General features: G+C 35.2%; 28 protein-coding genes and 2 pseudogenes. 5 read left to right on the plus strand and 25 right to left on the minus strand.

Annotated features, from left to right (window positions below):
* Positions 1-82: 82 nt before the first annotated feature.
* From rbsK to ABC255_RS16340, 10 genes are all read right to left on the minus strand, one after another.
* A complete protein-coding gene (gene rbsK / locus ABC255_RS16295) occupies positions 83-979 on the minus strand; it encodes a ribokinase (protein ID WP_412995069.1) in 897 nt (298 codons plus the stop codon).
* Between the two features lie 57 nt (positions 980-1,036).
* Positions 1,037-2,314 carry a TRAP transporter large permease gene (locus ABC255_RS16300; RefSeq protein WP_412995071.1) on the minus strand — a complete coding sequence of 426 codons (1,278 nt, stop codon included), beginning with the start codon at positions 2,312-2,314 and terminating at the stop codon, positions 1,037-1,039.
* 16 nt (positions 2,315-2,330) lie between these two features.
* Positions 2,331-2,804, minus strand: a complete 474-nt coding sequence (locus ABC255_RS16305; RefSeq protein ID WP_412995072.1) for a TRAP transporter small permease — start codon at positions 2,802-2,804, stop codon at positions 2,331-2,333.
* Between the two features lie 30 nt (positions 2,805-2,834).
* Positions 2,835-3,884: a TRAP transporter substrate-binding protein gene (locus tag ABC255_RS16310; protein WP_412995074.1), complete on the minus strand. Its 1,050-nt coding sequence runs from the start codon at positions 3,882-3,884 to the stop codon at positions 2,835-2,837.
* A gap of 12 nt (positions 3,885-3,896) precedes the next feature.
* A complete protein-coding gene (gene rpiB, locus ABC255_RS16315) occupies positions 3,897-4,373 on the minus strand; it encodes a ribose 5-phosphate isomerase B (protein ID WP_412995075.1) in 477 nt (158 codons plus the stop codon).
* A gap of 94 nt (positions 4,374-4,467) precedes the next feature.
* A complete protein-coding gene (locus ABC255_RS16320; RefSeq protein ID WP_412995077.1) occupies positions 4,468-5,475 on the minus strand; it encodes a LacI family DNA-binding transcriptional regulator in 1,008 nt (335 codons plus the stop codon).
* 238 nt (positions 5,476-5,713) lie between these two features.
* Positions 5,714-6,823 carry an FtsZ/tubulin family protein gene (locus tag ABC255_RS16325; RefSeq protein ID WP_412995078.1) on the minus strand — a complete coding sequence of 370 codons (1,110 nt, stop codon included), beginning with the start codon at positions 6,821-6,823 and terminating at the stop codon, positions 5,714-5,716.
* A 240-nt stretch (positions 6,824-7,063) separates the two neighbouring features.
* Positions 7,064-7,507 carry a cell wall hydrolase gene (locus ABC255_RS16330; protein ID WP_412995080.1) on the minus strand — a complete coding sequence of 148 codons (444 nt, stop codon included), beginning with the start codon at positions 7,505-7,507 and terminating at the stop codon, positions 7,064-7,066.
* Between the two features lie 154 nt (positions 7,508-7,661).
* Positions 7,662-8,288 carry a class I SAM-dependent methyltransferase gene (locus ABC255_RS16335; protein WP_412995082.1) on the minus strand — a complete coding sequence of 209 codons (627 nt, stop codon included), beginning with the start codon at positions 8,286-8,288 and terminating at the stop codon, positions 7,662-7,664.
* 272 nt (positions 8,289-8,560) lie between these two features.
* Positions 8,561-9,424, minus strand: a complete 864-nt coding sequence (locus ABC255_RS16340) for an SDR family oxidoreductase (protein WP_412995083.1) — start codon at positions 9,422-9,424, stop codon at positions 8,561-8,563.
* Between the two features lie 205 nt (positions 9,425-9,629).
* Here ABC255_RS16340 and ABC255_RS16345 point away from each other — a divergent pair, with 205 nt between their 5' ends.
* Positions 9,630-10,064 (plus strand): Rrf2 family transcriptional regulator, encoded by a 435-nt coding sequence (locus ABC255_RS16345; RefSeq protein ID WP_412995085.1) that lies wholly within the window; start codon positions 9,630-9,632, stop codon positions 10,062-10,064.
* 83 nt (positions 10,065-10,147) lie between these two features.
* On the opposite strand, the gene ABC255_RS16350 is transcribed toward ABC255_RS16345, so the two are convergent.
* The gene (locus ABC255_RS16350) at positions 10,148-11,041 is read right to left on the minus strand and encodes a DMT family transporter (RefSeq protein WP_412995086.1); all 894 of its coding nucleotides are present in this window, start codon (positions 11,039-11,041) and stop codon (positions 10,148-10,150) included.
* Positions 11,042-11,053: 12 nt separating this feature from the next.
* On the minus strand, positions 11,054-11,224 hold the full coding sequence (locus ABC255_RS16355) for a hypothetical protein (protein WP_412995088.1): 171 nt from the start codon (positions 11,222-11,224) through the stop codon (positions 11,054-11,056).
* Positions 11,225-11,352: 128 nt separating this feature from the next.
* Here ABC255_RS16355 and ABC255_RS16360 point away from each other — a divergent pair, with 128 nt between their 5' ends.
* Positions 11,353-12,222, plus strand: coding sequence for a LysR family transcriptional regulator (locus tag ABC255_RS16360; RefSeq protein ID WP_412995090.1), 870 nt, complete (start codon positions 11,353-11,355; stop codon positions 12,220-12,222).
* A 273-nt stretch (positions 12,223-12,495) separates the two neighbouring features.
* On the opposite strand, the gene ABC255_RS16365 is transcribed toward ABC255_RS16360, so the two are convergent.
* From ABC255_RS16365 to ABC255_RS16400, 8 genes and pseudogenes are all read right to left on the minus strand, one after another.
* Positions 12,496-12,714: a hypothetical protein gene (locus tag ABC255_RS16365; protein ID WP_412995091.1), complete on the minus strand. Its 219-nt coding sequence runs from the start codon at positions 12,712-12,714 to the stop codon at positions 12,496-12,498.
* Between the two features lie 530 nt (positions 12,715-13,244).
* Entirely contained in the window at positions 13,245-13,496 is a 252-nt protein-coding gene (locus tag ABC255_RS16370) for a hypothetical protein (protein WP_412995093.1), read from the minus strand.
* 916 nt (positions 13,497-14,412) lie between these two features.
* Positions 14,413-14,646: pseudogene (locus ABC255_RS16375) on the minus strand (GNAT family N-acetyltransferase); the annotation flags it as partial.
* Between the two features lie 98 nt (positions 14,647-14,744).
* A complete protein-coding gene (locus ABC255_RS16380) occupies positions 14,745-15,506 on the minus strand; it encodes a putative protein N(5)-glutamine methyltransferase (protein WP_412995094.1) in 762 nt (253 codons plus the stop codon).
* Between the two features lie 215 nt (positions 15,507-15,721).
* On the minus strand, positions 15,722-16,264 hold the full coding sequence (locus ABC255_RS16385) for a GNAT family N-acetyltransferase (protein ID WP_412995095.1): 543 nt from the start codon (positions 16,262-16,264) through the stop codon (positions 15,722-15,724).
* Positions 16,265-16,390: 126 nt separating this feature from the next.
* Complete coding sequence (locus ABC255_RS16390) at positions 16,391-17,707, minus strand: MDR family MFS transporter (protein ID WP_412995096.1); 1,317 nt, start codon at positions 17,705-17,707, stop codon at positions 16,391-16,393.
* 383 nt (positions 17,708-18,090) lie between these two features.
* A pseudogene (locus tag ABC255_RS16395) lies at positions 18,091-18,269 on the minus strand (DUF2200 family protein); the annotation flags it as partial.
* 372 nt (positions 18,270-18,641) lie between these two features.
* Positions 18,642-18,947, minus strand: a complete 306-nt coding sequence (locus tag ABC255_RS16400) for a hypothetical protein (RefSeq protein WP_412995098.1) — start codon at positions 18,945-18,947, stop codon at positions 18,642-18,644.
* A gap of 198 nt (positions 18,948-19,145) precedes the next feature.
* Between ABC255_RS16400 and ABC255_RS16405 the strand changes: the two genes are divergently transcribed.
* Positions 19,146-19,976, plus strand: coding sequence for a nucleotidyltransferase domain-containing protein (locus ABC255_RS16405; RefSeq protein WP_412995100.1), 831 nt, complete (start codon positions 19,146-19,148; stop codon positions 19,974-19,976).
* Positions 19,977-20,410: 434 nt separating this feature from the next.
* Positions 20,411-21,415, plus strand: coding sequence for a DUF3231 family protein (locus ABC255_RS16410; protein ID WP_412995102.1), 1,005 nt, complete (start codon positions 20,411-20,413; stop codon positions 21,413-21,415).
* A 219-nt stretch (positions 21,416-21,634) separates the two neighbouring features.
* On the opposite strand, the gene ABC255_RS16415 is transcribed toward ABC255_RS16410, so the two are convergent.
* Entirely contained in the window at positions 21,635-22,639 is a 1,005-nt protein-coding gene (locus ABC255_RS16415; RefSeq protein ID WP_412995103.1) for a DUF3231 family protein, read from the minus strand.
* 235 nt (positions 22,640-22,874) lie between these two features.
* Between ABC255_RS16415 and ABC255_RS16420 the strand changes: the two genes are divergently transcribed.
* Positions 22,875-23,345: a DinB family protein gene (locus ABC255_RS16420; protein WP_412995104.1), complete on the plus strand. Its 471-nt coding sequence runs from the start codon at positions 22,875-22,877 to the stop codon at positions 23,343-23,345.
* 277 nt (positions 23,346-23,622) lie between these two features.
* Here the strand turns inward: ABC255_RS16420 and ABC255_RS16425 are convergent, their stop codons facing one another.
* From ABC255_RS16425 to ABC255_RS16440, 4 genes are all read right to left on the minus strand, one after another.
* The gene (locus ABC255_RS16425; RefSeq protein ID WP_412995105.1) at positions 23,623-24,054 is read right to left on the minus strand and encodes a hypothetical protein; all 432 of its coding nucleotides are present in this window, start codon (positions 24,052-24,054) and stop codon (positions 23,623-23,625) included.
* A 157-nt stretch (positions 24,055-24,211) separates the two neighbouring features.
* On the minus strand, positions 24,212-24,706 hold the full coding sequence (locus tag ABC255_RS16430; protein ID WP_412995107.1) for a DUF4367 domain-containing protein: 495 nt from the start codon (positions 24,704-24,706) through the stop codon (positions 24,212-24,214).
* Positions 24,707-24,951: 245 nt separating this feature from the next.
* Complete coding sequence (locus ABC255_RS16435; protein ID WP_412995109.1) at positions 24,952-26,283, minus strand: FtsW/RodA/SpoVE family cell cycle protein; 1,332 nt, start codon at positions 26,281-26,283, stop codon at positions 24,952-24,954.
* Complete coding sequence (locus ABC255_RS16440; RefSeq protein WP_063255096.1) at positions 26,280-26,714, minus strand: PadR family transcriptional regulator; 435 nt, start codon at positions 26,712-26,714, stop codon at positions 26,280-26,282. The genes ABC255_RS16435 and ABC255_RS16440 overlap by 4 nt, the downstream gene beginning before the upstream one ends.
* Between the last annotated feature and the right edge of the window lie 2 nt (positions 26,715-26,716).

The raw sequence follows: 26,716 nt of genomic DNA on the forward strand, positions 1-26,716 counted from the left end.
TTACAAAACGACTAGTATAAGTCAGCCTATCTTTCTTATAAAAAAGGCTACCATATCTCATTGGCAGCCTATCTCTATTGTTTTAACATTTTTGTAATTCATAAATTTCTTTTACAGCATTTAACGAAGGCATACCTGATTGAGCTCCCAATTTGGTTACCGATAAGGACCCTGCAATGGATGCGAACAAAACGGCTTCTTTTATATCTCGTTTTTTACCTAGTTCAACTGCAAACGCCCCATTAAAAGTGTCTCCAGCACCAGTTGTATCAACTACATCTACTTTTTGAGCATTTACTAGAATTTTTTCAGTATTCAGGAAAAATTCTACCCCCTCTCCACCTCTTGTTATAATACTTTTTGCCCGAATAATATCAAACTCCTCTTTTGTTGCTTCCTCTAAAAGTTGTTTAAACTCATGTTCATTTGGTGTCAGATATGTAACATCCTTTAGAAGAACAGTTGGTAATATTTGATAGGGGGCTGGATTTAAAATAACTGGAATCTTATGCTTCTTTGCAATTTGTGCTGCTACTTTAACCGATTCTAATGGTATTTCTAATTGCAGCAGCAATATATCACTTTTTCTAATTTGTTCTTCATGTGAGGTAACCCATTCTGGTGTCACTTCTTTATTTGCTCCAGGTACCACAATAATTCTATTATCATCATCGGAAATAATAATAGAAGCTGTTCCTGTTTCTGTATTCGTTGCTACATCAACGAAATCGACATTCACATTTTCTTCAGTTAATATTTCTTTTAATTTAATTCCAAATAGATCATTCCCAACTTTTCCAAGCATATAAACCTCTGCTCCCAGCCTCGCTGCAGCAACTGCTTGATTCGCTCCCTTCCCGCCAGGAAAGGTTGAAAATGCTTGACCTATAATAGTTTCACCTTGTAAAGGCATTTTTTCAGTGACAGTCACTAGATCCATGTTTAAACTCCCTAAAACTGTAATTCTTGGCTTTTTCAATTAAATTCACCTATCCTTTTAAATATGATAAGAAAAAGGACCAATACGGTCCCTTTTTCATTTCATCAATAAATTTGGTAAATAGAGAACAATTTCTGGAACTAATGCAAAGGTTACAAGTAGTGCGATTAGCACTAATAGAAACGGCCATATTTCTCTTGTAAATTCAACAACTGAACACTTCGCGATGCTTAACGCTACATACATAATCGTCCCAACAGGTGGTGTAATGGTTCCTATCATAACATTAATCGCTAAAATTACTCCAAAGTGCAAGGGATCTATACCAAATTGAGCTAGTATAGGCATGATAACTGGAGTGGTTATGATGATAATGGCCATTCCATCCAAAAAGCATCCCAAAACTAATAAAATAAACATCAGTAACAACATAGCTACTATGGTAGAACTGGCAATATCCTGGAACATGGCCAATACTTTTGCAGGACCTTGCGCATAAGCCAGCACCCAAGCAAACGGTGCAGAAGCTGCAATAATGATACCGATTGAAGAAGACATCGTTACCGTTTCTAGAATTTTCTTTGGTAACTCCTTAATCTTTAAATCCTTATAAACAAATAGTCCAATGATCAAAGAATAAATAACAGCAATGACTGCTGATTCCGTCGCTGTAAATAAGCCTGAAAAAATACCGCCAACGATAATAACTGGCATAAGAAGCGCCCAGAATGCTTCTTTAAATGCTGCGATAATCTCACTAAATCGAGCTCGTTGTCTTTTTTCGAATCCTCTTTTTTTGGCTATAAAATAAGAAACGATCATTAAGGAAGTGCTCATCATTAAACCAGGGATGGCTCCTCCAATAAACAGTTTACCTATTGATACACCTGCAAGACTGCCATAGATAATCATCGGAATACTTGGGGGGATGATAGGACCTACCGTTGCACTAGCACCTAAAATGGCAGCCGCAAACCCCTTCCCATATCCTCTTTTAACCATAGTAGGAATCAAGGCAGAACCAGTTGCAGCTGCATCCGCTACCCCTGACCCTGAAACCCCGCTCATAAACACATTAGATACAACGGACACATGAGCTAAGCTTCCTCTTATATGTCCGACTAGTACTTCCGATAAATGGATCAGGCGTTTCGTAATTCCACCGGCCTCCATAACAGTCCCAGCCAAAATAAACAGGGGAATCGCCAGCATCGGAAATGAATCTAATCCTAGAGCAAGTCTTTGCGGAATCGCCTGTAATGGTATGGTGTCTTGTACCAATATCGCGATTAAAGATGAGCCGACTAACGAAAATCCAACTGGAACACCTATTAGAAGGAGAACCAATAAAGAAATGATAAGGATAATCAGCATAATATTGTTCTCCTTCCTATAATGGATTGCTAATCCCTTTGATTGTGGTCAGATATAGTTCTTTTAAAGTATAAATAATTAGTAGAAAGCTAGATAATGGAACGGACAGATAAACAAGTCCTGTTGGAATCTGTAAACTGGTAGTTGGTACATTCCAGGTTTGTAGAGTTAAATTCCATCCATATCTGACTAGGGTGAAAAATAAAGCGAGTAACGCGACGTGGATGAGTATATGCATGATTAGACGAATGGTCTTAGGGAAAAAATTTCCTACTAAATCAATGACAATATGCTTTTTGTGTTTATAAGCTACGACAGTGCCCAGGAGTACTGACCAAATAAACGTATACCTTGCCAATTCATCGGTCCATACTAAAGCAATTTCAAAAAATCGGGCAAAAACTCCGAGAGCGACGGAAATACACATAATGATAAAGAAGATACAACTAAAAATTTCCTCAACATTTAATAAAAACTTCATATTTTTCATCAGGTCATCACTCCAAATAGTGAATGTCTTTTACTTTTGAGCAGCGATGATTTTTTCGTAATAATCTTTTCCTACTTGATCCTCAAAAGATTTATACGTATCAGCTGTTGCTTTTTTAAATGCCTCGATATCAACCTCTACAACTTCCATTCCATTTTCTTTTAAAATCTCTAATTCTTTTTCGTTAGCGGTTAACTGAAGCTCGGACATATATTCTCCAGATTCATTCATGGCATCGGTGATAATTTTCTTCTGTTCATCATTTAAACTATCAAACCATTGTTTGCTTACAACGGGTAGTTCGTTCTGTGTCATATGACCAGTAAGATTAACATACTTTTGTACTTCATAGAACTTATTGGTATAAATTTGATTAACCGAATTTTCTTGAGCTTCAATTGTTCCAGTTTTCAGAGACATATAAACTTCAGCAATATTCATAGGAGTAACGTTAGCATCCATAATTCTAAAAGGTTCTGTATGGGCCTTAGCATCAGGTGTCCTAACCTTCAAGCCCTTCATATCTTCTGGTTTCTTTACAGGATTTTCGGCAGTAGTTAAATGACGATCCCCCACCCACCAAACAGCTTCGGGAAACGCTACCAAATTAACGGTTTCTGCCTGTGCTCCAATTTCTTTATATGCATCTGTTTTGGCAAGCTCTACAAACGTTTTGTATTTCTCACGTTCATTTTTCCCTTCGATTACATAAGGTAAAGTTAGAACGGATGCTTTAGGAACAAAGTTTGAAAGAACGGCTGCGGAAGGAATCGTAATTTGTATCGTTCCAATTTGTGTACTTTCAATCAAGTCTTTTTCACTTCCAAGCTGCCCGCCAGGGATAACTTCTACGATCATTTTCCCATCCGATTTTTCCTCAACCAATTCTTTAAATTTAATGGAGCCTTTATGTATTGCAGATTGGTCATTGGTAACGTGCCCAAGTTTAATGTTCATTACTTCTTCATTACTAGTATTTGAGTTTGATTGTTTTGAAGTATCCTGTGATCCACCACACGCGGCCAAACTAGCTGTCAAAAGTAAACTTGAAAAAACAGTAAGCGCCTTCTTCATCTTCATCATTCCATCCCCCTATTTTTTATTAACTTCTATTAACTGTTTGGCATATTCCTTTTCCATGATTGCAAGCTTCTCAACTCTTCTTCTAAATTCTACAGCTGTGCTGAACTCCGCCGTTAGAAAAGAATCCACTAATTCTCTCACTAACGCAGGACCAATAATTTGAGCACCTATACACATCACATTCACATCATCATGCTCTACACATTGGTGTGATGAATAGATATCATGACAAACAGAAGCACGAATCCCAGGAATTTTATTTGCTGCAATGGAAGCTCCTACTCCCGTTCCGCATACAAGAATTCCCTTTTCCGCTTCATTTCTTCGAACCATTTCACAAACAACTTTAGTAATATCCGGGAAGTCGATTGGATTGGGGTCAAAACTGCCACAGTCTGTTACTTCATGTCCTAACTCTTTTAATACCTCAATCACATACCCCTTCAATGGAAAACCTGCGTGATCTCCTCCGACTGCAATCTTCATCTGTTAACCCATCCTTTTAGTTTTTTTTAAAATTTATAGTTAATCGTTTAACAAGAAAATTTTAAAAAATAAGTTAAACGATTAAAAACAAAAATCAACACCCACATGATTTTCTAACTATCATTTCTGGATCCAAGTACTTGATGCTACCAGACTCGGCACAATTACCTTGAATGGTGTTTATGATTTTATTTGCTGCATATACCCCTAACTCAAACGCTGGTTGTTTAATCCCTGATAGTGGTGGATCAACAATATCCGCCCACTCCGGGTCATCGTAACCATAAATGGCGATTTCTTCTGGTATTTTAATACCCTGTTCTTTAATATACTTATACGCTCCTAGTGACATTGAATTATTAGAAATAAATAAGGCTTCTACTTCCATATTTTCTTCAAATAATTTTTTAGTTAATTCGTAACCGCTTTCAATATTGAAATGACCTTCAAATACAAGCTCTTTTCTAAAAGGAATACCATAATCATCAAGTGCTCTTTGATATCCTTTAAAGCGATCACGTCCAGTACTAAAATGGAGTGGACCTGTAATAATGCCAATTTTTTTATGACCATGTTTGATAAGGTGTTCAGTAGCAATATAGGCACCCTTAATGTTATTCGTCATGACCATATTGGAAGGAAAATGATCTGGACAGCGATTTAAAAATACAACAGGTACCTTGGCTTTTAATAAATCCTCATAATGCTCATAATCTCCTGTTCCGGAGGATGAGATGATTAAACCATCAATCCTTTTCCCCATGAATACATTAAGGTATTCTTTTTCCTTCTCAAAATCAGAATCAGTGCTACATAGAAGTACGTTATATCCTATTTCGGATAATGTGTTCTCGATGCCTTTTACAACTTTGGATATGAAATCATTGGAAATATCAGAAATTAATATCCCGATTAAACGAGATTGTTGCACTCTTAGACTTTTTGCAATCTCGTTTGGTTTATAATTAAGCGCTTCCATTGCATCAAAAACTTGTTTCCTTACACTTGCACTTACATGTTTTGTGTTGTTAATAACATTTGATACTGTTGCAGTCGAAACCTGAGCCAGACTTGCCACTTCTTTTAATGTAGGATTCTTCAAATTGCTCACCAACTTTTAGTTAATCGATTAACTAAAGTATATTTCTATTATTTATTTATGTCAACAATATTCTGAATATTAACAAAAATATTTTGAGAGCTCCGAATACGGCTTGTACATCAAAAATAATGATACATTCATATCTATTAATATAAAAAAAAGAAACACATCGGATTGGTTCTTCCACATGTGTTTCCTTTTACTCAACATTCATTTTAAGTACGGAATAAGATCCTAATTACTTCTGATACTTACTTAATTTAGAAGTGATAGATACTGGCTTTCTTTCCTGTTTCATCAGCTTTAAGTTGGAAGCCCATCTAATTCCAGATTCGTAATTTTGTGTATTTTCCTTTTTTACAAGGTTCTGTAGTCGTTCTTTATTTTTCTCAATCGATTCTTCTACGGAGAGCATCCGGCGTGTTGGGAAGGATAGTCCAGCAAGAACGGTTGTGATCGTAGGATCAGATTCTGTGATGTATGTTCCTTCAAATAATTGCAGCGGTTCCCCCACTCTTTCAAAGATCGAGGGTACATTAATCAGCTTTGAAATGTTCTCTGGCCCCTCATAGATAAGACCAGCTCGAATCACGCCTTGTGATTCAACAGGACAGAAAATTGAGTTCTCCCAAGAAACCTGGACTTTCTTTGAGACTTCAGAAGTATTTTTCGCATCCGTAATGGGAGCGGAAGAGATAATCGTTACGCCTCTAGAACCAAGGATATTCATTAAATCTGTTTCATCAAAATTGCCAAAGAATGAGCTTTTCTTTGTGATTTTCAGAAGATGATTTATAGCCTCTATGGCTTGAAGATTAGCAGATAGGTAAATTTCGTGTTTACTTGATTGTGGTTTCTGTTTACGCATTTGGTCATTGTCGACGAGGAATACTGAAGAAATACCTTCAATATTGGAAAGTTCTTCGATACACTCCGCGGTATTAATGCGATTCCCCGCCAATACATTTCGTTCAGGGATAATCGCGATCGCCCCCACCTTGATTCCAGGCAGCTGATCGATTAACAGATCAATTAACATCGGACTCATCCCGGACCCCGTGCCACCGTCCGTTGAAAAAGCCACTAGCAAAAGCTTAATGTTTTTAAAGGAGCTGTTAACAAAATCAATAATTTCCTTATAGTGCTCTTGAAGTGCCCGTAATCCTAAAGAACGATCTTGACCTGCTCCATTGTATCCTGGAACAAATAACTTTTTTTCTACCCGGGTGTTTACAATACCATCACGTTGATTTGTATTAATGAGAGCTGTTGGAAAATTCAAGGCTGATGCAATTTCCGCTATATTTCCACCTGCTTGACCGACGCCCAAGATTCCAATCGATTTCACGAAACACGCCTCCTTAGTAAGCTAATTATCTAGGTTGTAAAATTTAGAAGAATTTTTAACCAAATCATTGATATGGAAAAAACAATCCTTATACCATTTTTACTATTTAGATGAGCAGATTATGACCAAAATCGGTACCAGTCCTTGATATTGTGAATCTTCAGGAAAGTACCCATAGAAATAATACCAGTTCATTACAAATGTTCTAATTATGTAAAAAAGCTTACTCAAAGAGTAAGCCTAACCTCTATAAACACTATCACATGTTCCAGGTTTTGGTTCATAAAAACAATGTTCTTTAAATGCACCAGTATGAGGTTGATCGTACCATGTAGGAGGACACCCTGGCGACGTTGGATTAAAATACCAAAGAGCAAATTTCGCAGGATGATCTCTCCAACTATTTATATTTTGTTGTGCTAATCTTCTTTCAGCAGTTCTTGATCTTTGATAAAATACATTCCCTTTTTGCACTGCTTCAAAAGAAAAGTTTCCTCCTTGTACTTGAAATATCACATCATGAATATTGTTTACACTTTTGAAATCTAAGCATTCTGCTACAACACGATTTATTATTACATTTCCAACATATAACATTCCTTGCTGCCCTTCGCCTTCTGCTTCTGCTCTCATCATTCTTGCCATTTCATCTACTTCATGACTTCTAGCCCTTACTCTTGGCATTTCATCACCTCTCAAAAATATAGTATGAAAAAATGCCTACATTCATGTCATTGTTTATATAATAAGAATGGTTAGTTTTATAGCGTACAGTTTTTAAGAAATTTAACTAAATTTGACTCGCCCAGTTAGTGAAAAAAAATACTGAAATGTAAATTTATTGCTTAGTTCCCCTAACCGCAACGGTATGATATCCTCTTGAATCTGGACCTCTGACAAAAGAAACGTCACTAAATCCTGCATTCTTCATAGACGGAATGACTTGATTTTCAGTAATACTTCTTATGCCATCCCAAGCTTCATCTCCTTTCCCGTCAGAAAAGGTAAGGATTACCACTCCTTTTGGCTTTAGAACTCTAAAAATTTCTGATACTGTCGCAGTTATATCCGTCCAAAAATAAATAGTTTGGATACTGAAGACGGTATTGAAACTATCATTATAAAAGGGCAACTTTTTGAAATTTGCTTGTACTAGTTTTACTGTTTTTTCGTTTATTGCCTTTTTGTTTCTAATTCCTGCTGATTGAATAATGGTTGGAGAAATGTCCAGACCGACGATTACTTCAGCTAACTCCTTTTTTACAATTAATTTAATTGCATATCCTGCCCCACACCCTAACTCTAAAATCCTGTCACCTTGTTGAACATTCATTAGCTCTAATGACCAATTTGTTTCAGTCTTGTGCTGCCTCACCATTTTTTCACCAATATATGTACCAATAATTCCTTTGGGCGTTTTATAATGACTATCAATAAATTCTTTAGTTGCATTGAAGAAACCCATACATAACACCCCTTGAAATGTTCTACTACCATATAATTCAACAAAGTTTGGGTTTACCCTTTCTAATCTTACTCAAACTAACCTTCTCTTTATTTCCTTTATGTATAAATCCCAGCAGCGGCAGTTAACCCTGCGCCACCACCTAACAAAATATATTCTGCTTCAAATATTTTTTTTTTGCTATATCAATGCGTAGCTTATAATTAATTTCCATTAATAAATCCAAAAAAAAACCGACTTTATGCCGGTTTTTTTTAGTGAATTATATCTAGTTAAGAAATTACATTAACTAGTTGTTTGAGTGCTTCGTTAATTGGTGTAACTGGACGACCAAGAACTTGCTCAAAATCATTGCTTTCAACTTCTAGTGAACCGTTTCGAATACTTTCTTGTATTCCTACTACAATTGGAATCACAAAATCTGGTAAACCTATGCCTTTCATAATCTCTGCATATTTTTCGTCACTAACTTGTTGTACTGGTATTTCTTTACCCAATACATTACCAAGAGCAGATGCCAATTCTTCTTGAGTTAAAAGAGGACCAGAAAGTTCATACACTGTATTTTCGTGACCGTTTCCAACTAGAACTGCTGCCGCTGCATCTGCGTAATCTTGTTGCAGTGCCCAGCCTACTTTACCTTCTCCAGCAGAAGTTACCCATGGAGCTCCTGCAATAGCACCTTGAATGCTTCCGATTTCGTTTTCCAAATACCAATTGTTACGCAAGAAAGAATATGGGATACCCGTCTTAATGATGGCTGCTTCTGTCGCAACATGAGGTGGAGCCATTAAATTTTTGCTTTCAGTTGCATTGGCTAAACTTGTGTAAGCAATAAATTTAACACCTGCACGTTCAGCTGCTTGGACAGCATTAGTATGTTGTTGGATTCTTGTTTCATTGTCACCATCGGCAGAAATAATTAATAATCGGTCAATCCCTTTAAAAGTATGATCTAAGTTTTGCGGATGGTCAAAATCTCCTTGACGAACTTCCACTCCAAGATTTCGTAGTCCTTCTGCTTTCTCAGGATTTCGAACACTCACCACCAGATTACTTGCAGGTACTGATTTCAATAATGATTCTACAACCTTTGAACCTAATTTTCCTGTTGCTCCTGTTACTAAAATTTTCATTAATATTCCCTCCCAGTCGAATCTTATCTGTAACAAAACTGATTACATGTATTCATTTTAGTTACATGTAATTATTTTGTCAACAGGTAAAATACCATATATTATTTTGTTTGTATTTTGGTATAATAAACTTGTAATCAAAACAATTACATGATAAGAAATAAAATTATATAAGAAATCGTTATAATAGAGGTGGTGACTGAACATGTCTATCAGCAGCCGATTTGCAGTAGGAATTCATATATTGGCTCTAATTGAATTAAATAATGAAGGAGTAACATCTTCTGAATTTTTAGCTACGAGTGTTAACACAAACCCAGCCGTTATAAGAAAACTAATGGGAATGCTAAAAAAAGCTGGTTTGATAGAGGTACACCCAGGAATTGCAGGTGCTAAACTCGCAAAGGAATTATCTAGTATCACTCTGTTCGACGTATATAAGGCAGTCAATGTGGTACAGGAGAAAGAGTTGTTTAGCATACATGAAAGTCCACACCCTGATTGTCCAGTTGGTAGGAACATCCAAAATACAATTGAACCATTATTCTCAGCAGCACAATTGGCAATGGAGAAGGTATTAAGAAATGTTACTTTAGAAGATGTTGTGAGAGACATTGCTACTAAAGAAAATAGCTGTTGATAAGGCATTCCATAGGAATGTCTTTCCTCTTTGATCTTCAACTACCATTTCTTTACTTCATTTATGGATTTACTTAATGGTGACTATTTCGATAAAATTTTTGTGCTCTGTTTGGATATTCTAATAAATTTAGTTTCACAAACAAATGTAGAACCCAACAGGAGTGTACCACCCAGCATTTGAATAATAGTCATTTGTTCTTTGAGGATAATTGAAGAAATCAAAATTGCAACAAATGGGTCTACATAACTTAGCATAGCTATACTCTGCCCCTTTAATCCTTCCATGCCAGAGAAAAATAACCAAAAACCAATCCCTGTATTGATAATCCCTAAAATTAAAATAAAAGGAATGGAAGAGCGTGATACTTCAAAGATACCTAAGCCTTCGGTAAGGAAAACATATGGCATTAGAAGTATAGTGGTTGTCCCAAGCTGGATTATGGTCAGCTCTAACTTCCCCATATCTTTAATAAATTTATTTAGAAGCAATAACGCAGCATAAAATGCAGCTGCGATTAATCCAAAGGTAAGTCCAAGAAAATCGTCTGAGCTTGATGCTCTCACGCCTTCTCCTATAATCATTAACATCCCTATGATTGCTACACCACTACACATAATTTTCTTGATGGATAATTGTTCCCGAAGTATAACGGGAGAAAGAATCATAACAAATACAGGTGCAAAGTAATAACCTAGCGTTGCATTGGCAATTGTCGTAAGTTCGTACGATTGATAAAGAAAAATCCAATTTCCTCCCAATGCAATACCTGAAAGAATCAAAAATAAAGCATTAGATCTAACTAAATTCCATGATATTTTTATCTTAATCATGAAGAATATTAATAGTAAAAATAAGCATCCTATGAAACTGCTTAGTAACGCTCTTTCACTCGAAGATAGATTAATATTTCGAACAACTAAACCAATTGTACCGAAAATAATCATTGATAATATAAACTGAATTTTAGATTTCATCATCTCCCCCTATCAATCCGTGAAACAGCTTATAATTCGTAGATTCTTAATTGAAATTGCTTCATCTGTATTAACTCGGTCAATTGGAACCAGTAACTTAGTCAATGATTCATAGATCGTTTCTTGTAGATCAGACTTGTAGCTGTCTGGAGCTTTTTCCATAATATTTTTCACAAATAACATCAGTTTTCACCCTTTTCTTTCCTATCTTGAATAATTAATAGTAAAAATATATCATAATCACATACATTACAAAAACGAATGTTTATCATGATATGCATGACAAAATCAGATGGGATGAGGAAAGAGATATGAATATCCAAAAATACATGGCATTTGTCAAAGCAGTAGAATTGGGTAGTTTTACAAAAGCTGCCGAAATATTGGACTATTCACAGTCTGGGATTAGCCGTATGATTAACGATTTAGAAAAGGAGTGGGGGATTTTCCTTTTTGAAAGAGGACGTGCCGGTATCAATTTAACCTCGGATGGTTTAAAGTTACTGCCCCAATTAAAGCGAATTTGCAATGAGTATGAAATCTTAATGAAGCAGATCGAAGAATTAAATAATATGGAATCTGGGATAATTCGTATTGGGACATTTTCCAGCGTGGCATCTCATTGGCTCCCTAACATTATTAAAATTTTTAAGAAGGATTACCCAATGATAGATTTTGAATTTCTGCTTGGTGATTATACAGAAATTGAGAGTTGGATCCTAAATGGGCGTGTTGACTTTGGATTTTTGCGTCTCCCGATAAAATCAGAACTTGAAACAATCTTTTTGGAACAAGACCGTTTGCTGGTAGTGATTCCACTAAATCATCCTCTTGCTAATTGCGAAAAGTTTCCCATCAACGACTTACAGAACAGTCCGTTTATGCTGTTGGAAAAGGGCGCAAAAGCAGAAATCTCCGAAATTTTTGAGAGACACTATATTTCACCGAATGTTAATTTTACAACATGGGATGACTATGCCATTATGTCTATGGTGGAAAATGGGCTAGGTATCAGTATATTACCAGAATTGATATTACAGCGTATTCCTCACAAAATTATAGCGAAAGAGCTTGAAGTTCCTGCTTTTAGAAATATTGGTGTTGCTATGAGAGAACAAAAATCACTATCGCTTGCCTCCAAGAGATTTTTAGAATATTTATCATATAGAAAGAGTGATTGAAAAAGTTTGACGGAGAAATTTTTTATCACAGTCAGTTAAAAAGCTTGGCTTCCTCCTGATATTTGGAGGAGTCTTTTTTTCGTTAAAGGAAAGGATAATTTTATAGGGAGAAGCAACACCATGAATATTTTCGTAACGAACATAATCATGTTAATTGTGAAGGATTGCACTCAAACTAAACTGCCACGATCGTGCAACAACAAATAAAGGCTACCTAAGTAGCCAAAAGTTATTGAGCTCTAGCTCCCCGCCAAGTTCAAAAACACACGAAAATTATTCAATATTCCTTCCTTGATTAACAACCTTAATTAATTCATCAATCTTCTCATTTCTTTCTTGATCTGATTTTGTCTTGGCATTCATGAACTTAATAACTTTAATAAAAAAATATATTCCAAAACCAGTAAGAACTAAAGATAAAATAATAGGTAAAAAAGTTAAAAGAACAAATACACTCTCCGATGCAAACAGTGTGCCACCGTTATTAAACAAATTTCTCCCCCCCATAACTTAAATTTGCATAGATTACATTACCCACAGCATTTACTCACAAATTCACCCCCAATATTTTCCTTTAAGAGGTTTTATTCTACACCACTCAAAATAAATCCTTTTTTCACTAAACTACTGGTTAATTCAATAAAAATTAAACTGTAATGTCAATTTGTATCATTAATTAAATAATAAATTTATGAATATGGCGAAAAACCCTTTTCAAATTCAGTTCAAATTGGTACTATCTCTATGAATTAGGACTAATAATTGCAGCTGCGTCAAGAAGAGGAATTTATTAGTTAAGCCAAAAGATTTTGAACAACACATAGTCCATAAATTATTAATGGATTTAAATAACTAGAATTACGCCGTGATTAAATTAATAGTTACTCGTAAGAGGTCCTCCAAGTAATCATATTCCTTGATTTGGGTAAGAAACTACCAATTCCTCTAATTATAGTAACCTACCCGTTGAATAAGAAAAAAGCATTACGATGTTCCAGTAATGCCCGTTACTTCAATAGATATTATTCATCTATATTTTTCTTTTTCGTATTAAATTCGTCATATTCCCCCCAAATTATATATCCTATTCCAATTATCAATGTCCATAAACTGAAGTTACTTAGAAGGTTTCCAACATACTCTAACATTCCATTAAACAACTGCTCATCCCAACTAAGAACTCCTGAACCAAAAATAGCTGCACTAATATATTTAGTTGAAATTAGAAAAGCAGATATAGCTATAAATGCAACACCAGTTCCCCGTCTACCCACTTTTTATCACCGTTCCCACAAAGTTTCATTAATCTTTTTGTACTAACATCTTAGAATGGATTTTCACCTTTTATAAAAGGGGTAAAGACTACAATAATTGAACCAATAAAAATAAGCCAAAAGATTATCGAAGTTCGTCGCTTTTTAAAGAGAATACTTTCCTTAGAAAAACACAAACTAACAATCAACGTGTATATGACGAAAAATATATAAGAAACTCCAAACCAATTAACCCATACGTTTCCAATAAATAGAACTCCGAATTTCTCGTAAATAGGTTTTAAAATATATACCGTGAAAAGTAAACCAATAGATAAGATTGCAATAATTTCAATCAATCTAATTACGACTTTTTTCAATTCACCCAAAGAAATCAACCCCATATTATAGTTTAGGGAGCTGCTGTTACGACGCCTTTTTGTTTTGAGCTAAAGAAGCAGGTAATGGAAGAAATTTTGCTAATACTTTCCCGCTTAATAGTATAATTAACTGAAAATAATGTCTTACTTAAATAGAATATCTATCCCAATAGATTGGAGAGATAGTACATAAAAACGTAAAGTCCCAACGAACCCATACTAAAACTTATTACTGTAATTGATAAATAAGTGGTGTAGGCCTTTTGTTTAGTACGCATTAAATAATAAATAGATAATATTAAACTAACTATAAAAGTACCCAGCCAAAAGTTATTTAATAATGACGCCCCAAAGAAAGCCAGAAAACTTACTAAGTAGGAAATATTGATCAATAGCAATAATATTAAAATAACTTTTCCCAAAATGTATCCTCTCCTGCCTCTTTTATATCCATATTTTAACAAAAAGTTCTACCTTCTTGAAGTAAACTGTTTCGTTAATTTAATAAGGCAAGTAATTACCCCAGCAACCCCTTGTACCCGTTCAGTTATTTAAGACTATACTTTATTGGTTTTCAACCATTCGTTTTCTAATTTGCCTATTTCCCATCATTTTTTCTTGAATCTCGAAGTAAACCCTCTTTTATAAATCCTGCTTTTTCGTAACAGGTGATTGCAGAAAGATTAAAATCAAATACGCCAAGACTAACTCTATGTAGTTGAAGTTCTTCAAATGCGATTTTTTAGGATTTCCTTAATGATTTGTTGCCCTATCCCTTTACCTCTTGTTCTTTTAGCTTATTAACAAAAAAAGGGATGCAGAAGCAATCCCCGTTCTTCAACTCTAGCCCCTTTTAGCTGACGAAGGAACTTATTTAGTTACTCTTTGCTTAATTTTTTCCAATAACTACTGTTGCATCCAATTCTTCATTTCTTACTATTCTGGTAGTTAATCCAGCTTTAGCAAAAATTTCAAAGGTTTGAGCTGCCTGCATTTTGCTCGTCTCTACCAATAGATACCCTCCAGAGGCAAGCCATTGAGGAGCTTCCTCCGCTACCTTACGCTGTAGGTCTAGTCCGTCCTTTCCTCCGTCAAGTGCCACTTTTGGTTCATATAATCGTGCCTCCTGAGGAAGTAGATTTATTGCATCAGTAGGAACATAAGGTGCGTTTGCAACTATTATGTTCACACGACCTCTTAATGTATGGGGTAATGCCTTATACAAGTCTCCTTGATAAGCGTGACCACCAATGTTAGATATGTTGCGGGAAGAACATTTTACTGCGACAGGATCAATGTCAACGGAGTGTAATACAATCTTATTCAAGTCAGTTGCAATTGCAGCACCAACCGCACCAGACCCACAACATAAATCAACAACAATATCACAAATGTGGGTCAATGCTTCTGCCTGCTGAACCAGAAACTCCGTACGTTTACGTGGAACAAAAACTCCCTGTTCTACTTCTATCCGCAACCCACAAAACTTTGTAAATCCAAGTACGTATTCAAGTGGTACGCCACTGGCTCGTATTTCTACCATTTTCATTAAATCCTCGATACTGCCAGCCTGTGAGATAAGTAACTGTGTTTCTGCTTCTGCAAAAATACAACCCTCGCTCCGTAATCTGTCGATTATACCTATTTCCATTTTATTATCTAAAGAGAAAGTAAAGTTTTGACTTATGAATCCCACCACTTCCGAAAAAATTTAAGGTTATTTAACATCTATATTCTAGAACTAAAAGAAATTTCCTTTTTTAACAACCTGCCAGTTAGTAAAATATTAAGAAACCCAACAAAAAAAAGGTGGTTAATCTTGACTAGATTAACACACCCATTAGTATTTGAAGTGGTAAATAAATTTCAATGTGTTAATGAATGATAAATTGTATAGTTAACTTCACCGGAGATGTTTTTCAACCCATCTTTACACAACTCCATTGCCATTAAATTCTCCTTGGATGGCGGTAAGTTTTTATTGGACGCATAAATACCGAACTCAGTTGATGTTCTAAATCCAAAGCGTCGATAATATCTAAAATCTCCTTCAACAATAATACCCTTATATCCTCTTTCCGAAGCTAATTTAAAACCTTCCTGTAACATAAACTTGCCAACACCTTGCCGTTGCTTTTTAATTGCCACAGAGACGGGGGATAACATTAAAATATCGTTTTCATATTTATTACTTATTGGAAGTTTTGAAAGTATAAAGTGTCCTATAATTTCTCCGTTCTCCTCAGCAACTAAATCTAATTGTGGGATGTAATATTGTTTCTCCCGAATCTCTCTTACAAGAGATTTTTCAACTACACCATCTGAATAGCTCGTATTCTTGAATATTTCATAAACAAAATCTTCGATAAAACTATATTCTTCTTGTTTAACAGCTCTAATTATCATCATAATTGCCCCTCCATTACCTAAGAAAGTTCAACCTCATTTTGTTTCTTAACACAAGAACCGACTGCACTTCCTTTACAATCGCTCTTCTTCAGGAAAGAAAAATACTCAAGTAGAGCTGGTATATAGCTATGTTAAATTCGTTCTACTTGCTGTAACTTCCTTTTTACCATGAAGGGTCAGATTCTTTTCCTTCGCTTCGGATACCCATCTATCAAGTGATAAATAAATAATACCGGCAACCATACAACCTATTCCTAGAAACGTAAATAGAACCTGACCAAGATGATCATCAAGCAAAAATCCTGCAACTATTGGACCGACTGCACTACCAACGATCCACTGAAGACTTGCTGCCCCCATATAGGTACCACGTAAATGTTCAGGTGCAATATTCGCGACAAATGTCATTTGTACCGGGGATAAGAGCATTTCCCCTAGTGTGTAAATTCCATAAATAATGATAAGAACTAAAAGAATACTCCAATAGGAAAACTGGAGCTTTGTAAAAAAGATTGGCAGCCATCCTACTGCAAGCAGCCCAAAACCAAATAAAACTGATCCATATAACATGACCTTTCCAAGTTTACGCTTACTAGCCCATCTCGATATCGCAAATTGGAAGAAAACCACCAGAGCTCCGTTAAAAGCCATTAAATAAGGATATGGATTTTGGGCATCGGAAAGTGCCGGCAATTGTTGGTTAAAATGAAGTGGAAGCATCCCTTCCGTTTGTGAGAATCCCATCGAAATAACAATTCCCGTCATAATATAGAAAAATAAAATTTTATCTTTGAAGAGCACCGTAAAAATAGATGGAAGTTTCTCCCCTTCCTCAAGATCTTTCGTATTCTTTTTCCGTTCATTTTTCGGTAGAGTTTCTGAAAGCAAGAGTGCTAAAAATAGAGAGTAAACAAAAACGGATGAAGCAGCAATCATAAAAATAACTGATTTTGATAAAAACACAACGGATGCTCCAAGCAATGGACCGATTGCTGCTCCAATATTGTGTCCCATTCGCAGCAAACCATATGCTTCCGTCCTTCCCTCTTCATCCGTCACATCAGCCACCATGGCTGATGCCGCAGGATGAAAAAGAGAATTAAACAAGCCGAAAAAACTCGAAATCACTAAGAAAGGATAGAAGCCATCGAAAAAAATAAAGCCAAGCATAACCAGTCCATTTCCAACCATTGAAACAATCATAATGGGCTTCCTGCCATATTGATCTGCAAGCTTACCACCTATTAAGGAACCAAGCACTCCGGCAATTGGCCCCATCGCCATCACAACACCCACTTGCCAAAAATGATCCACCTTATCACTCATATATAAAGCGAAAAAGGGCATTAACATCATCATCGCAATACCATTAATCGATTCACCGATAAAACGAATCCAAATATTACGATCCATGTTTCGAAAGGTAAGTAAACTCATTTTCAATTCGTTTTCCTCATTTCTCACTGACATCAATTTTGTCAGACTTATTTTTCAACGCATTAGAAGAGCACAAAAAGCCGTGAGCAAGTTAAACCTGCCCACGGCTTTTAAAATAAATGAAAGAATGGGTAAGGAAAACTTATGGTTGATCCATCAATTTATAATTAAAACAGCGCACACTGCTCCCGTTAAACAAAAGTACATATGTGATGGAACGAACTTCTACTATAAAATTAACTATAAATTGTAAACCACTAAGCATTTCCTTACACCTCCTATTCCTGAGATTTTTTAATTATCTTAATTATCCATTCAAATTATAATTTACTATTAACGAGCATGTAAAGAAATTCTTTTAAAATACAGTGTTTCGTCATTTTTACTTATTAAGTCCGCAAAATCTTCTCCAAGCTTTTCCTATTGCTAACTCATCGATCAGCTTATCCAAATAGCGAATTTCCTTCATCGTTGGTTCCTCAATGTCTTCGATTCGGACACCACAGAGCACACCTTTAATCAAAGTACGCGCAGGATTTAGTTTTGGCGCCTCCGAAAAGAAGGTCTGATTTAATACTGTATAAGAAATTAAACCTTAAAAGCATCTTCTATTAATCTCCACCCCCGCCACAGCTTGAGCAGGAATTACAAGACGAGGATGAACTACTACAAGAGCTAGCCGACCCACAACTTGTACAACTTGATGAAGTGTCGCTGCTGCTATTCATGTATCGTGAAAAATCATCATAATGAAAATATGAAACAGATAAGAAAGGAACGAGAATTGCATTGTAATTATTTTGAGTTTTACTCTTTTTCATTACTAATGTAATAGGATTTTATTTGTAAAACTCCATAGTTTCCTTTATGTAATAATCCAGTCTATCTTGTATTGTTCCTATATTGTTGATATTCATTAAAAATTCATCTACACCAATAATTATTCTTTTGAAACAATTCGCCATTCATTTGCAACAAGTTTGTTTATATAGTCCCCGATACTGATTTCCTCTATTTCTATTGCTAGTGGATGTAAAGAAACATAGCATTTATTTTCAACATAATTGATTGTAACTTTTACAACTTCATATCCATTATGAAACCTTGAATCAAATCCTGGATCATCAATAATATCTCCTTTAACAGGACGAATCGATGATTCTACCGTTTTCATAACGATTTCCGTTCGAATATTTTCGATTTGTTCTTTTGTTGATGTTAGAAAAATGATCATTTTGATTTTCATTAATTTTATCTCCATTATTTGTTAATTTATCTACCTCTGTCATATTATTATGCCAATTATACGGAACAGACATGGAAAGGTTCCAAATTTCGACTTTTCATTTAAAAACATTATTCCACTTTTTCAAATGAGGATTGCAACTTACAATTGAATATTATAAACTTTTTTAATAACCAAAAATAGGAAGGGTGACAGATTATGATCTTAGAGGATGCTATAGCGGCGATATCAAATAGCCTTCAACAGGATAAAAGGGTCCAGTCGATTTTTTTAAAAGGTTCGATAGGACGCTGTGAACAGGACGAGTTTTCAGATATCGATATGTATTGTTTGGTAAATGAAGAAGATGTAGAAGAATTCAATCAAAGCAGGATCCAACATTTAGCGTCCTATAACAAACTACTATTTCACGATGATATATTTATTGTGGCTCCGCAAATACTAGCAGTCTATGAGAATTTAGTGCATGTTGACTTTTTTACCGTTACAGAACATACATATATCGAGAAGGATTATATAAAAGTCCTTTATGATCCATATAATAAATTAGATAAATTCAAACAAAAACAGAATCTAAAACTATCAAAAGCTGAGTTTCAAGACGCTGTGGACGATATTGCGTGGTTCCTTTTTCAGTATAAAACATCATCTGCCCGAGGTAATGAGTTATGGTCAGTTACTATGCTCCATCATGTCATGACGCATTTTTCAAGAGTGTTACTGCACAAATACAATCCAAACAGAGCACAATTGGGTATGAAAACAATTGAAACTTCACTTCCCATTGAACTAGTCAGTTTAACTAAACGAATCTATAAGAATATTACACCCCAAAAACACAAACAGGCAGTTAAACTTATATGTGAAATTTTATCCACCGAAACTCCATGGATCTTCAATGAAGTAGCAAACCCAGATAAGATTAAGCCGTTGTGGGAAAGAATGATTACTTCATTGGTTTATTACTACTCACCACCATCGCCATCATCGATCCCGTCTCCACTGCCATCATCATCAGAATCGAAGTAATCATTGATCTTGGTGATAATAGTTGTATCCTTGTGTTCAAAATAGCTTTGATGTAAAAAGTCTCCTAGGGAAAAACTCTCTATTACTTGATCCTTGTCCTTTCGAGTGAATAAAAAGATAACAAATATTAATAACAGTAATATAATCAATATTAATAATTCCATAAGGTACACCCCTTAGAAAAATACTATTCCCAAGTGTAAAAAAAAGAACCGTGACCACAGGGTCCGTCCTTTCTGAATTCAAAGTAACATTGCAAAGAGTTAACGGGGGCTTGTATAGAACAACGGGGATTGCCGCTGCAATCCTTCTTGAACTCAAGCTACCCGTTAGTTCAACAAGAAACTACTCAACTAATCATCTAAAAGGTTTAAGTCCAAAGAAATGCATACCTATTTCTGTATTGGTAAAAAATACTGAAGAGGTGAGAACAAATGGAAAATGATAATTTAAAACTTACATCTTCCGAAATAGGAACACTATGGGGGGAGTATGTAAACGGAACAATGACCGAGATAGTAAATAGGTATATGATTTCTATTTTAGAAGACGAATCAATAAAAAAAGTTTTTGAAATAGCCATTGAAACATGGGAAAAGCAAAAGAAGCAGCTTGTTTCATTCATTGAGAAAGATGGATTTCCAGTTCCCATTGGATTTACTGAGTCCGACCTTAATAAAAGTGCAGAGAGATTGTTTTCTGACACATTCTGCTTGAATTATTTACATATTATGACTATACATGGTTTGTTGGGTCATACAACTGCTTTAAGTGTTTCTGTCAGAAAGGACATACGGGAATTTTACAATTCATGTGATAATGATGCAAAAAGTATGTACGATTTAACCATTGAGTTATTGCTTAAAAAAGGAAAATTCCAAAGAGACCCCTATTTCTATCCTAACGAGGGCCCTGAATTTATTTCTACCAAAGATTTTACTGATGGATTCTTCGGAAAAGGGAGACTTTTATCTGCTTCAGAAATAATCAGTATTTCTCTTAACATTAAAAAGGGCATTATGGCAAAAGCTCTTTCAATCGGATTCAGTCAAGTCACAGAATCGAAAGAAGTAAGAAAGTTTTTTGAGGAATTAGAAAAAGCGGCAGATGAAAACCTACAAGCCCTTTCAAAAATTATGCACAAGGATAATTTGCCAGTTCCAATGTCGTGGGAATCAGAGGTTACAACGTCAAAAGACTCTCCTTTTTCAGATAAATTAATGTTGTATCATATGGGTTTCTTGGCTCAAACTGCACAAGTATATTACGGGACAGGTCTAGCAGGATCCATGCGAACAGACCTAGCTGTAGCTTATGAAAAAGCAATTCTAAAAACATTAGGAATTACCAAAAACTGGTTCGATATTATGGTGAAAAACAAGTGGTTAGAACAGCCACCACTTGCTCCCAATAGAAAAGAACTTGCACAAGATAAATAGGATATACCCCTCATTAGTGAGGGGTATATTTTTAATTAGCTTCTTAATTTAATGGATAATTCCAACATAAAGTAGTTATTCCTTCTTCAACTATCCTGCTCTTTAGTTTAAGTGAAAACATTCACTATAATATGTTATTTAAGAGATTAACTTATAACACATAACAAAATTAGCAGCGATGCTTTTGCATCCCTGCTGTCGTCACTATTTTTTTTACATTTAAATACTTCTGTTCCTAAGTGCTTCCCTATCTACATTTTGTGGTGGTTGTTCCAACCACCTGTTTTCAATCATCATTTTAACTCCATCATTCCCATATTGAAGTATTTCAGCCACTAATCTTTTATAATGTCCGCCTAAATCCATTCTTAGGCTCGTACCAATTGCAGCTCCGTATCCAGCGACACTAAGTTCATTTAGACCTAAAATATGAAACATCATTAGCTTATCTGAAAATGGTGCATCAATTGATTGAGAAATGGTTGAATCCCATGAACTTGGCAACGGCACTCCATCTTCTACTAAAATTTCTCTAAAAACAGTTTCATGCTTTGCTGCTATTTCCGTGCCTCTTTCCATATACTTTCTAACTTCAGGTGATTTAGCAGTTTGGGAAAAACCCGCTACAAACGTTCTACCAATTGAGTTAGTTTCCGTATTTTTAGAAATATGGGCTAATTCAATAACAGTTAAAGGGCGATGTTTGCCTATTAATCCCGATAGGAATGATTCACTCTGAAGGTATTCGGCTTTCTCCATTGGTGCTATGGTTGGTGAACGGATAAAAGCACCTTTTTTCAGTAATAGGTCGCATGCATTATTGTAAAGTTTCATAAACATTTCGGAAGTTGTAGAAAAAAATTCTCTAACATCCTTTCGAGCCAATACTTCAAGTAAAGCTGCAGCTGCTGCTGTTCCAGCTGCCGCCATGTATTTAATATATCGCAAGGCAAAAAGGTCTGAATAGACTCGACCTACATTTAAGTTTATATCTTCTTGTGTAAATCCAATAGGTATTGCATGATTTTCTTTTTCAAAGATTTGTTTAACCTCTTTTACGACATAATTACAAGTTGTTAGAGCAGTTTGAAGAAGAGCTGTACTATCGGCATCTTCATTTATATTGTCAAAATGCTGAACGATACAATAAGCCATTGAGTTCTGCATATAAGCACCCCACAAGGCTGCAACTTCCGAAGAAACAAGTTTTGGGTTATGTTCCATTTTAATGTAACTCCTTTTTATTTTTATTATGACCCAAAAGGATTAATTAAATTTAAAATCATAAGCCCTTATTAAACTTTCCTGCTTCTTTAGCTTAAGTACATTGCTTCAAAAAATATTCGAAATGCGACATAATTGAATCTGTGAAATAAATATCTAAATATTTCTCCTTTTTCATTTGCACGAACATTCATTCGTGTATAATTAAGATATTCTAATAAAAGGAGGAATTTTAATGAATTCTATTGATTTAATTATTTTAAACATTAATGAAATTAGGAGAAGAAGCATTAAAGTCTGGACATCTATTCCTAATGAGAAACTCCATTGGAAGCCAGATGGTGAAGCAATGAATTGCCTAGAAATGATTAGACACGTACTAGAAAGTGAACATTACTATCACTTAGCAATTAAAAATAGAGGGAGTTTGTCCGTTTTCAATTCTCCTTTCGAAAATCATCCATTTACCTCAGTAAATGCAGAATTGGAATATGCTCAACCTTATAGAAAAGCGTTCATAGATACAATCAAGTCATTTTCTGAAGAAGACTTAGAAAATATAAAGATTGACCGCTCTGATGCAGGTTACATAAGAGATTTAGGCGACATGTTATTACGTATTGGCTATCATGAATCTATTCATACGGGTCAGTTATTGGATTATTTAAGAACAGCAGGTGTTCCAAGAGTCCGTATCTGGGATTAATCCACTCCAATGGTGCTACCACAATAGTGATGCACCTTTTTTATTTCACAGATTAGTTCTGAATCACCGTTCATGTTTGCCCTATTTCTTGTTTTGAATCATCAGTCGGGATAAGCCCTCGAGTAGTAACTATATCTACTTTCGTCGCAATTTGGTTCAAAAGTGAAATTTATCGATCATCCACTTGTTCAACTAACCTGCTTCATTACTTCAATAAGAAAAAGCTGCCTGGTCGGCAGCTAGATTTTTTAGTAATGATAAGAAGAAATAGATAAATTTAATGATACCGAAACCAAACAAACCATCCTTTTTCCTTACTTTTCGCTAAAAATATTTGACCTTGGGCTAAGTTAGTTCCAGGTGCTTTTGGGAAATCTAAGCGTACAAGCCATGACTTATCAGCAATTTGCTTGCCACAAAAGGTCTTTGCCATTCCATAATAGGCTTCTTCTTTATTACCAACTGTTTTTGGAAAAGGTTTGGCGATCACTACTTTCCATGTAGTGTAAATGTCGGGAAAATCATCTATTCCAGTTCCATATGTTTTTGGTATTAAAGTATTTAATGCTTCAATTACCTCATTTCTATTCTTATTGGATGTTTGCTCTAATTCACGTAACACAGGACATTCTTTAGGTTGTGCATGAACTTCAAATGACCCCAAAGTAAAAAAGGATATGATTAAGAGCATTAGAACCCATGTCTTCAAAATATATTCACCTCTTTTCTAATTTCCCCAAATAGAAAAGAGTTATGATCCATCCTTCTTTAAGTACCCTGCCATATTGTTCAAATGGAATTACCAAAAAAATGGCGTTTGTTCCTTCCTTGGGACCAACGCTTTCACTTGGTTGGTTCTATAATGACTATTCCATAGACCGTGCAATCTCTAACATCTTCTCCATAGGTGTCGTTGAACTATATATTTCTATATACGTTCCTTCTTGTGTCCATTGAAGTAAACCACCGGTTACAATTTCTCCTTTATAGTCAACTTCACCATCATTTCCCCAATTTATTAACTTGCCTGAATGCCCATTTATGGTTACTGTCTTAGCATTTGGGTTATTATCTTCAATTTGTTTCATTGAACCCTTTATTTGTTCAATACTAACCATCATTTTTTCATCGTTTTTATCCATATAATGCAATCTAAAGTTGGTGAAATTAGTCTTTGCTTCCCAAGGGTATGTTTTGATTTCTAATGTCCAATCATCAGGTACATTTTTAGGTACAAGTACATTAAAATCGACGTGGTGTTTAATTTCGGGAATTGTCATACTGTTATGGTTATATTTAATTTCTTTGTCTTTAACTGGTATTTCAATTGCTTTTGAGAAATTGGGAGAAGTAAATACCATAAAACATAATAAGATTAATATTCTTAATGGTCTTTGCATATAAACACCTCGGTGTTAGTCTGCCTTCACATAGGTCTATTTATGATTCTTTTATTTTACTAACCTGCCCCGTTTGCTTAATAAGGAATTCAATAAAAAAGGCGGTTAATCCTTCCTGGATTAACGCACCCGATAGTTCAATAAGGGAAGGGCGACAACTATTACTTTAGCTGTCGCCCTTTTTATCAGCAATTACATGTTCGACTTTAACTTTTAATTTCATCTGCAATCGTGGGTTCTACAAGATCTTTTCTTCGATAAACATTTAAAATGAGTCCTAAAACAGCAGCGTAAAAGAGTATCGCACTGCCTCCATAACTAATAAAAGGCAGAGAAACCCCCATTATAGGCACGACTCCAAAGCTCATCAAGATGTTCCAGGTAGTAGGAACCGCAAACAATGTAGCACCACCTATTACGATCAATCTCCCATAGAGGTCCTTTGTTTTAAACGCATTTTTTGAGATCCTTGAAATAAATATCAGTAGGATCAAACAAAGAACGAATCCGAAAGCCCAACCAAGAGAATAGACGAGGAAGGGAAAAGCAAAATCTGTATGTGCTTCTGGTAACAATTGAAAATTCAACTCGTTGGAAAGTCCGTTACCGAACCATCCCGCTTCTGAAAGGACATTCCTAACCGCCTTATACATATATCCTGCTCCATTTGAATCGGCAGTAGGGTTTATAAAAGCAGATAATCTAGTTAACAAATAACTTTGACGTGAGGTCATGTAGAACATAATAATGAAAATAATACCAGCCAATAGATTTGTTAGGGTCAGATTTACAGCTAATTTCTTATTGATTCGAGCGAAAGCAAACATCCCAAGTATGCAGAAGAAGTAAATAATACTAACCATAAAGTCTGGCACCATCATGTAGAGCGAGATGGGAATCCAAAATAAAACAAAAAGTAAACCTTGTTTTTTCCAACTACGAAACTCATTTATTTTGTTAAAAATACCAGCCCAAGCAAGAAAAAAGAAAAATAAGCTCATCATGGTTCCATCGACCGTCAGGCCTGGGAGGGAAACCCACTTCTTTGCTCCGTTGGTCATAATTCCAAAAAGATGAAGATATATATGGATCAATAGGCCTATCGCATAAAAGTATATCCATCCGTTCTTTAATTTTTGGTAATCAAAGAAAAGGAATCCAATGATTACAAGAATAGCCAGGGTGTACCAAATCGCCTGTCTCCCCATAAAATAGGTACCTGATAGGGAAAATTCAGGAATCCCATCAACTAACGGGAGAAAACTAATACCAGCAAAAAGAACAAATAAAACAATTAGAACCCAATCCATTTTCGGCTTATGTAGGGGATTTAATCTCTCCCCAATGGTAAATGGATTTCCCATTTCTTGAATCGCCTTTTCCTCTGCATCCTCTTTAGAAAACCCTCTCTTTTTGTAAGATTGACTTAACTCTTGCAGATGATGAATAAGCTCTTTTTTTATCATGTTGTGGGCTTCCTTAGATTTCACTTTGGACGTTACTTTACTTAAAAATTCTTCAAATTTGGGAGAACTCATAAGGACGCCTCCTCTAGTAAGTGTTTAAGGGATAACTCTTGTTTTGATTTATCTTGTTTATAGGTAGCTAAGTATTTTTCCCCTTTGGAATTTAAGGAGTAATATTTCTTTTTGTTTATCCATTTTGAAGTAAGAATTTCTTTATTTTCTAGTAGATGTAGAAGTGAATAAAGCTGCCCTTCATTTTTTTGGAAAGTACGTTCATTTTTTTGAAAAAGTTGGGTAGAAATATTGTAGCCATCCTTTGATTCATGCTGAACCGATTCTAATATAGCTATGATGGTTTCTATCTTCCAAGAATGAAATTGTGATTGAGATTGTCTCATACGAATGGATTCTTTCACCGCATTTTTTCTTTCATTGGAAAAAGAAAAATCCTTGAAAATTGATTTTTTCATCGAACTCTTCAGGTTAGTAAATGGATCATTCATCT

Source organism: Neobacillus canaveralius, assembly GCF_047237705.1.
Taxonomy (GTDB): domain Bacteria; phylum Bacillota; class Bacilli; order Bacillales; family Cytobacillaceae; genus Neobacillus; species Neobacillus niacini_K.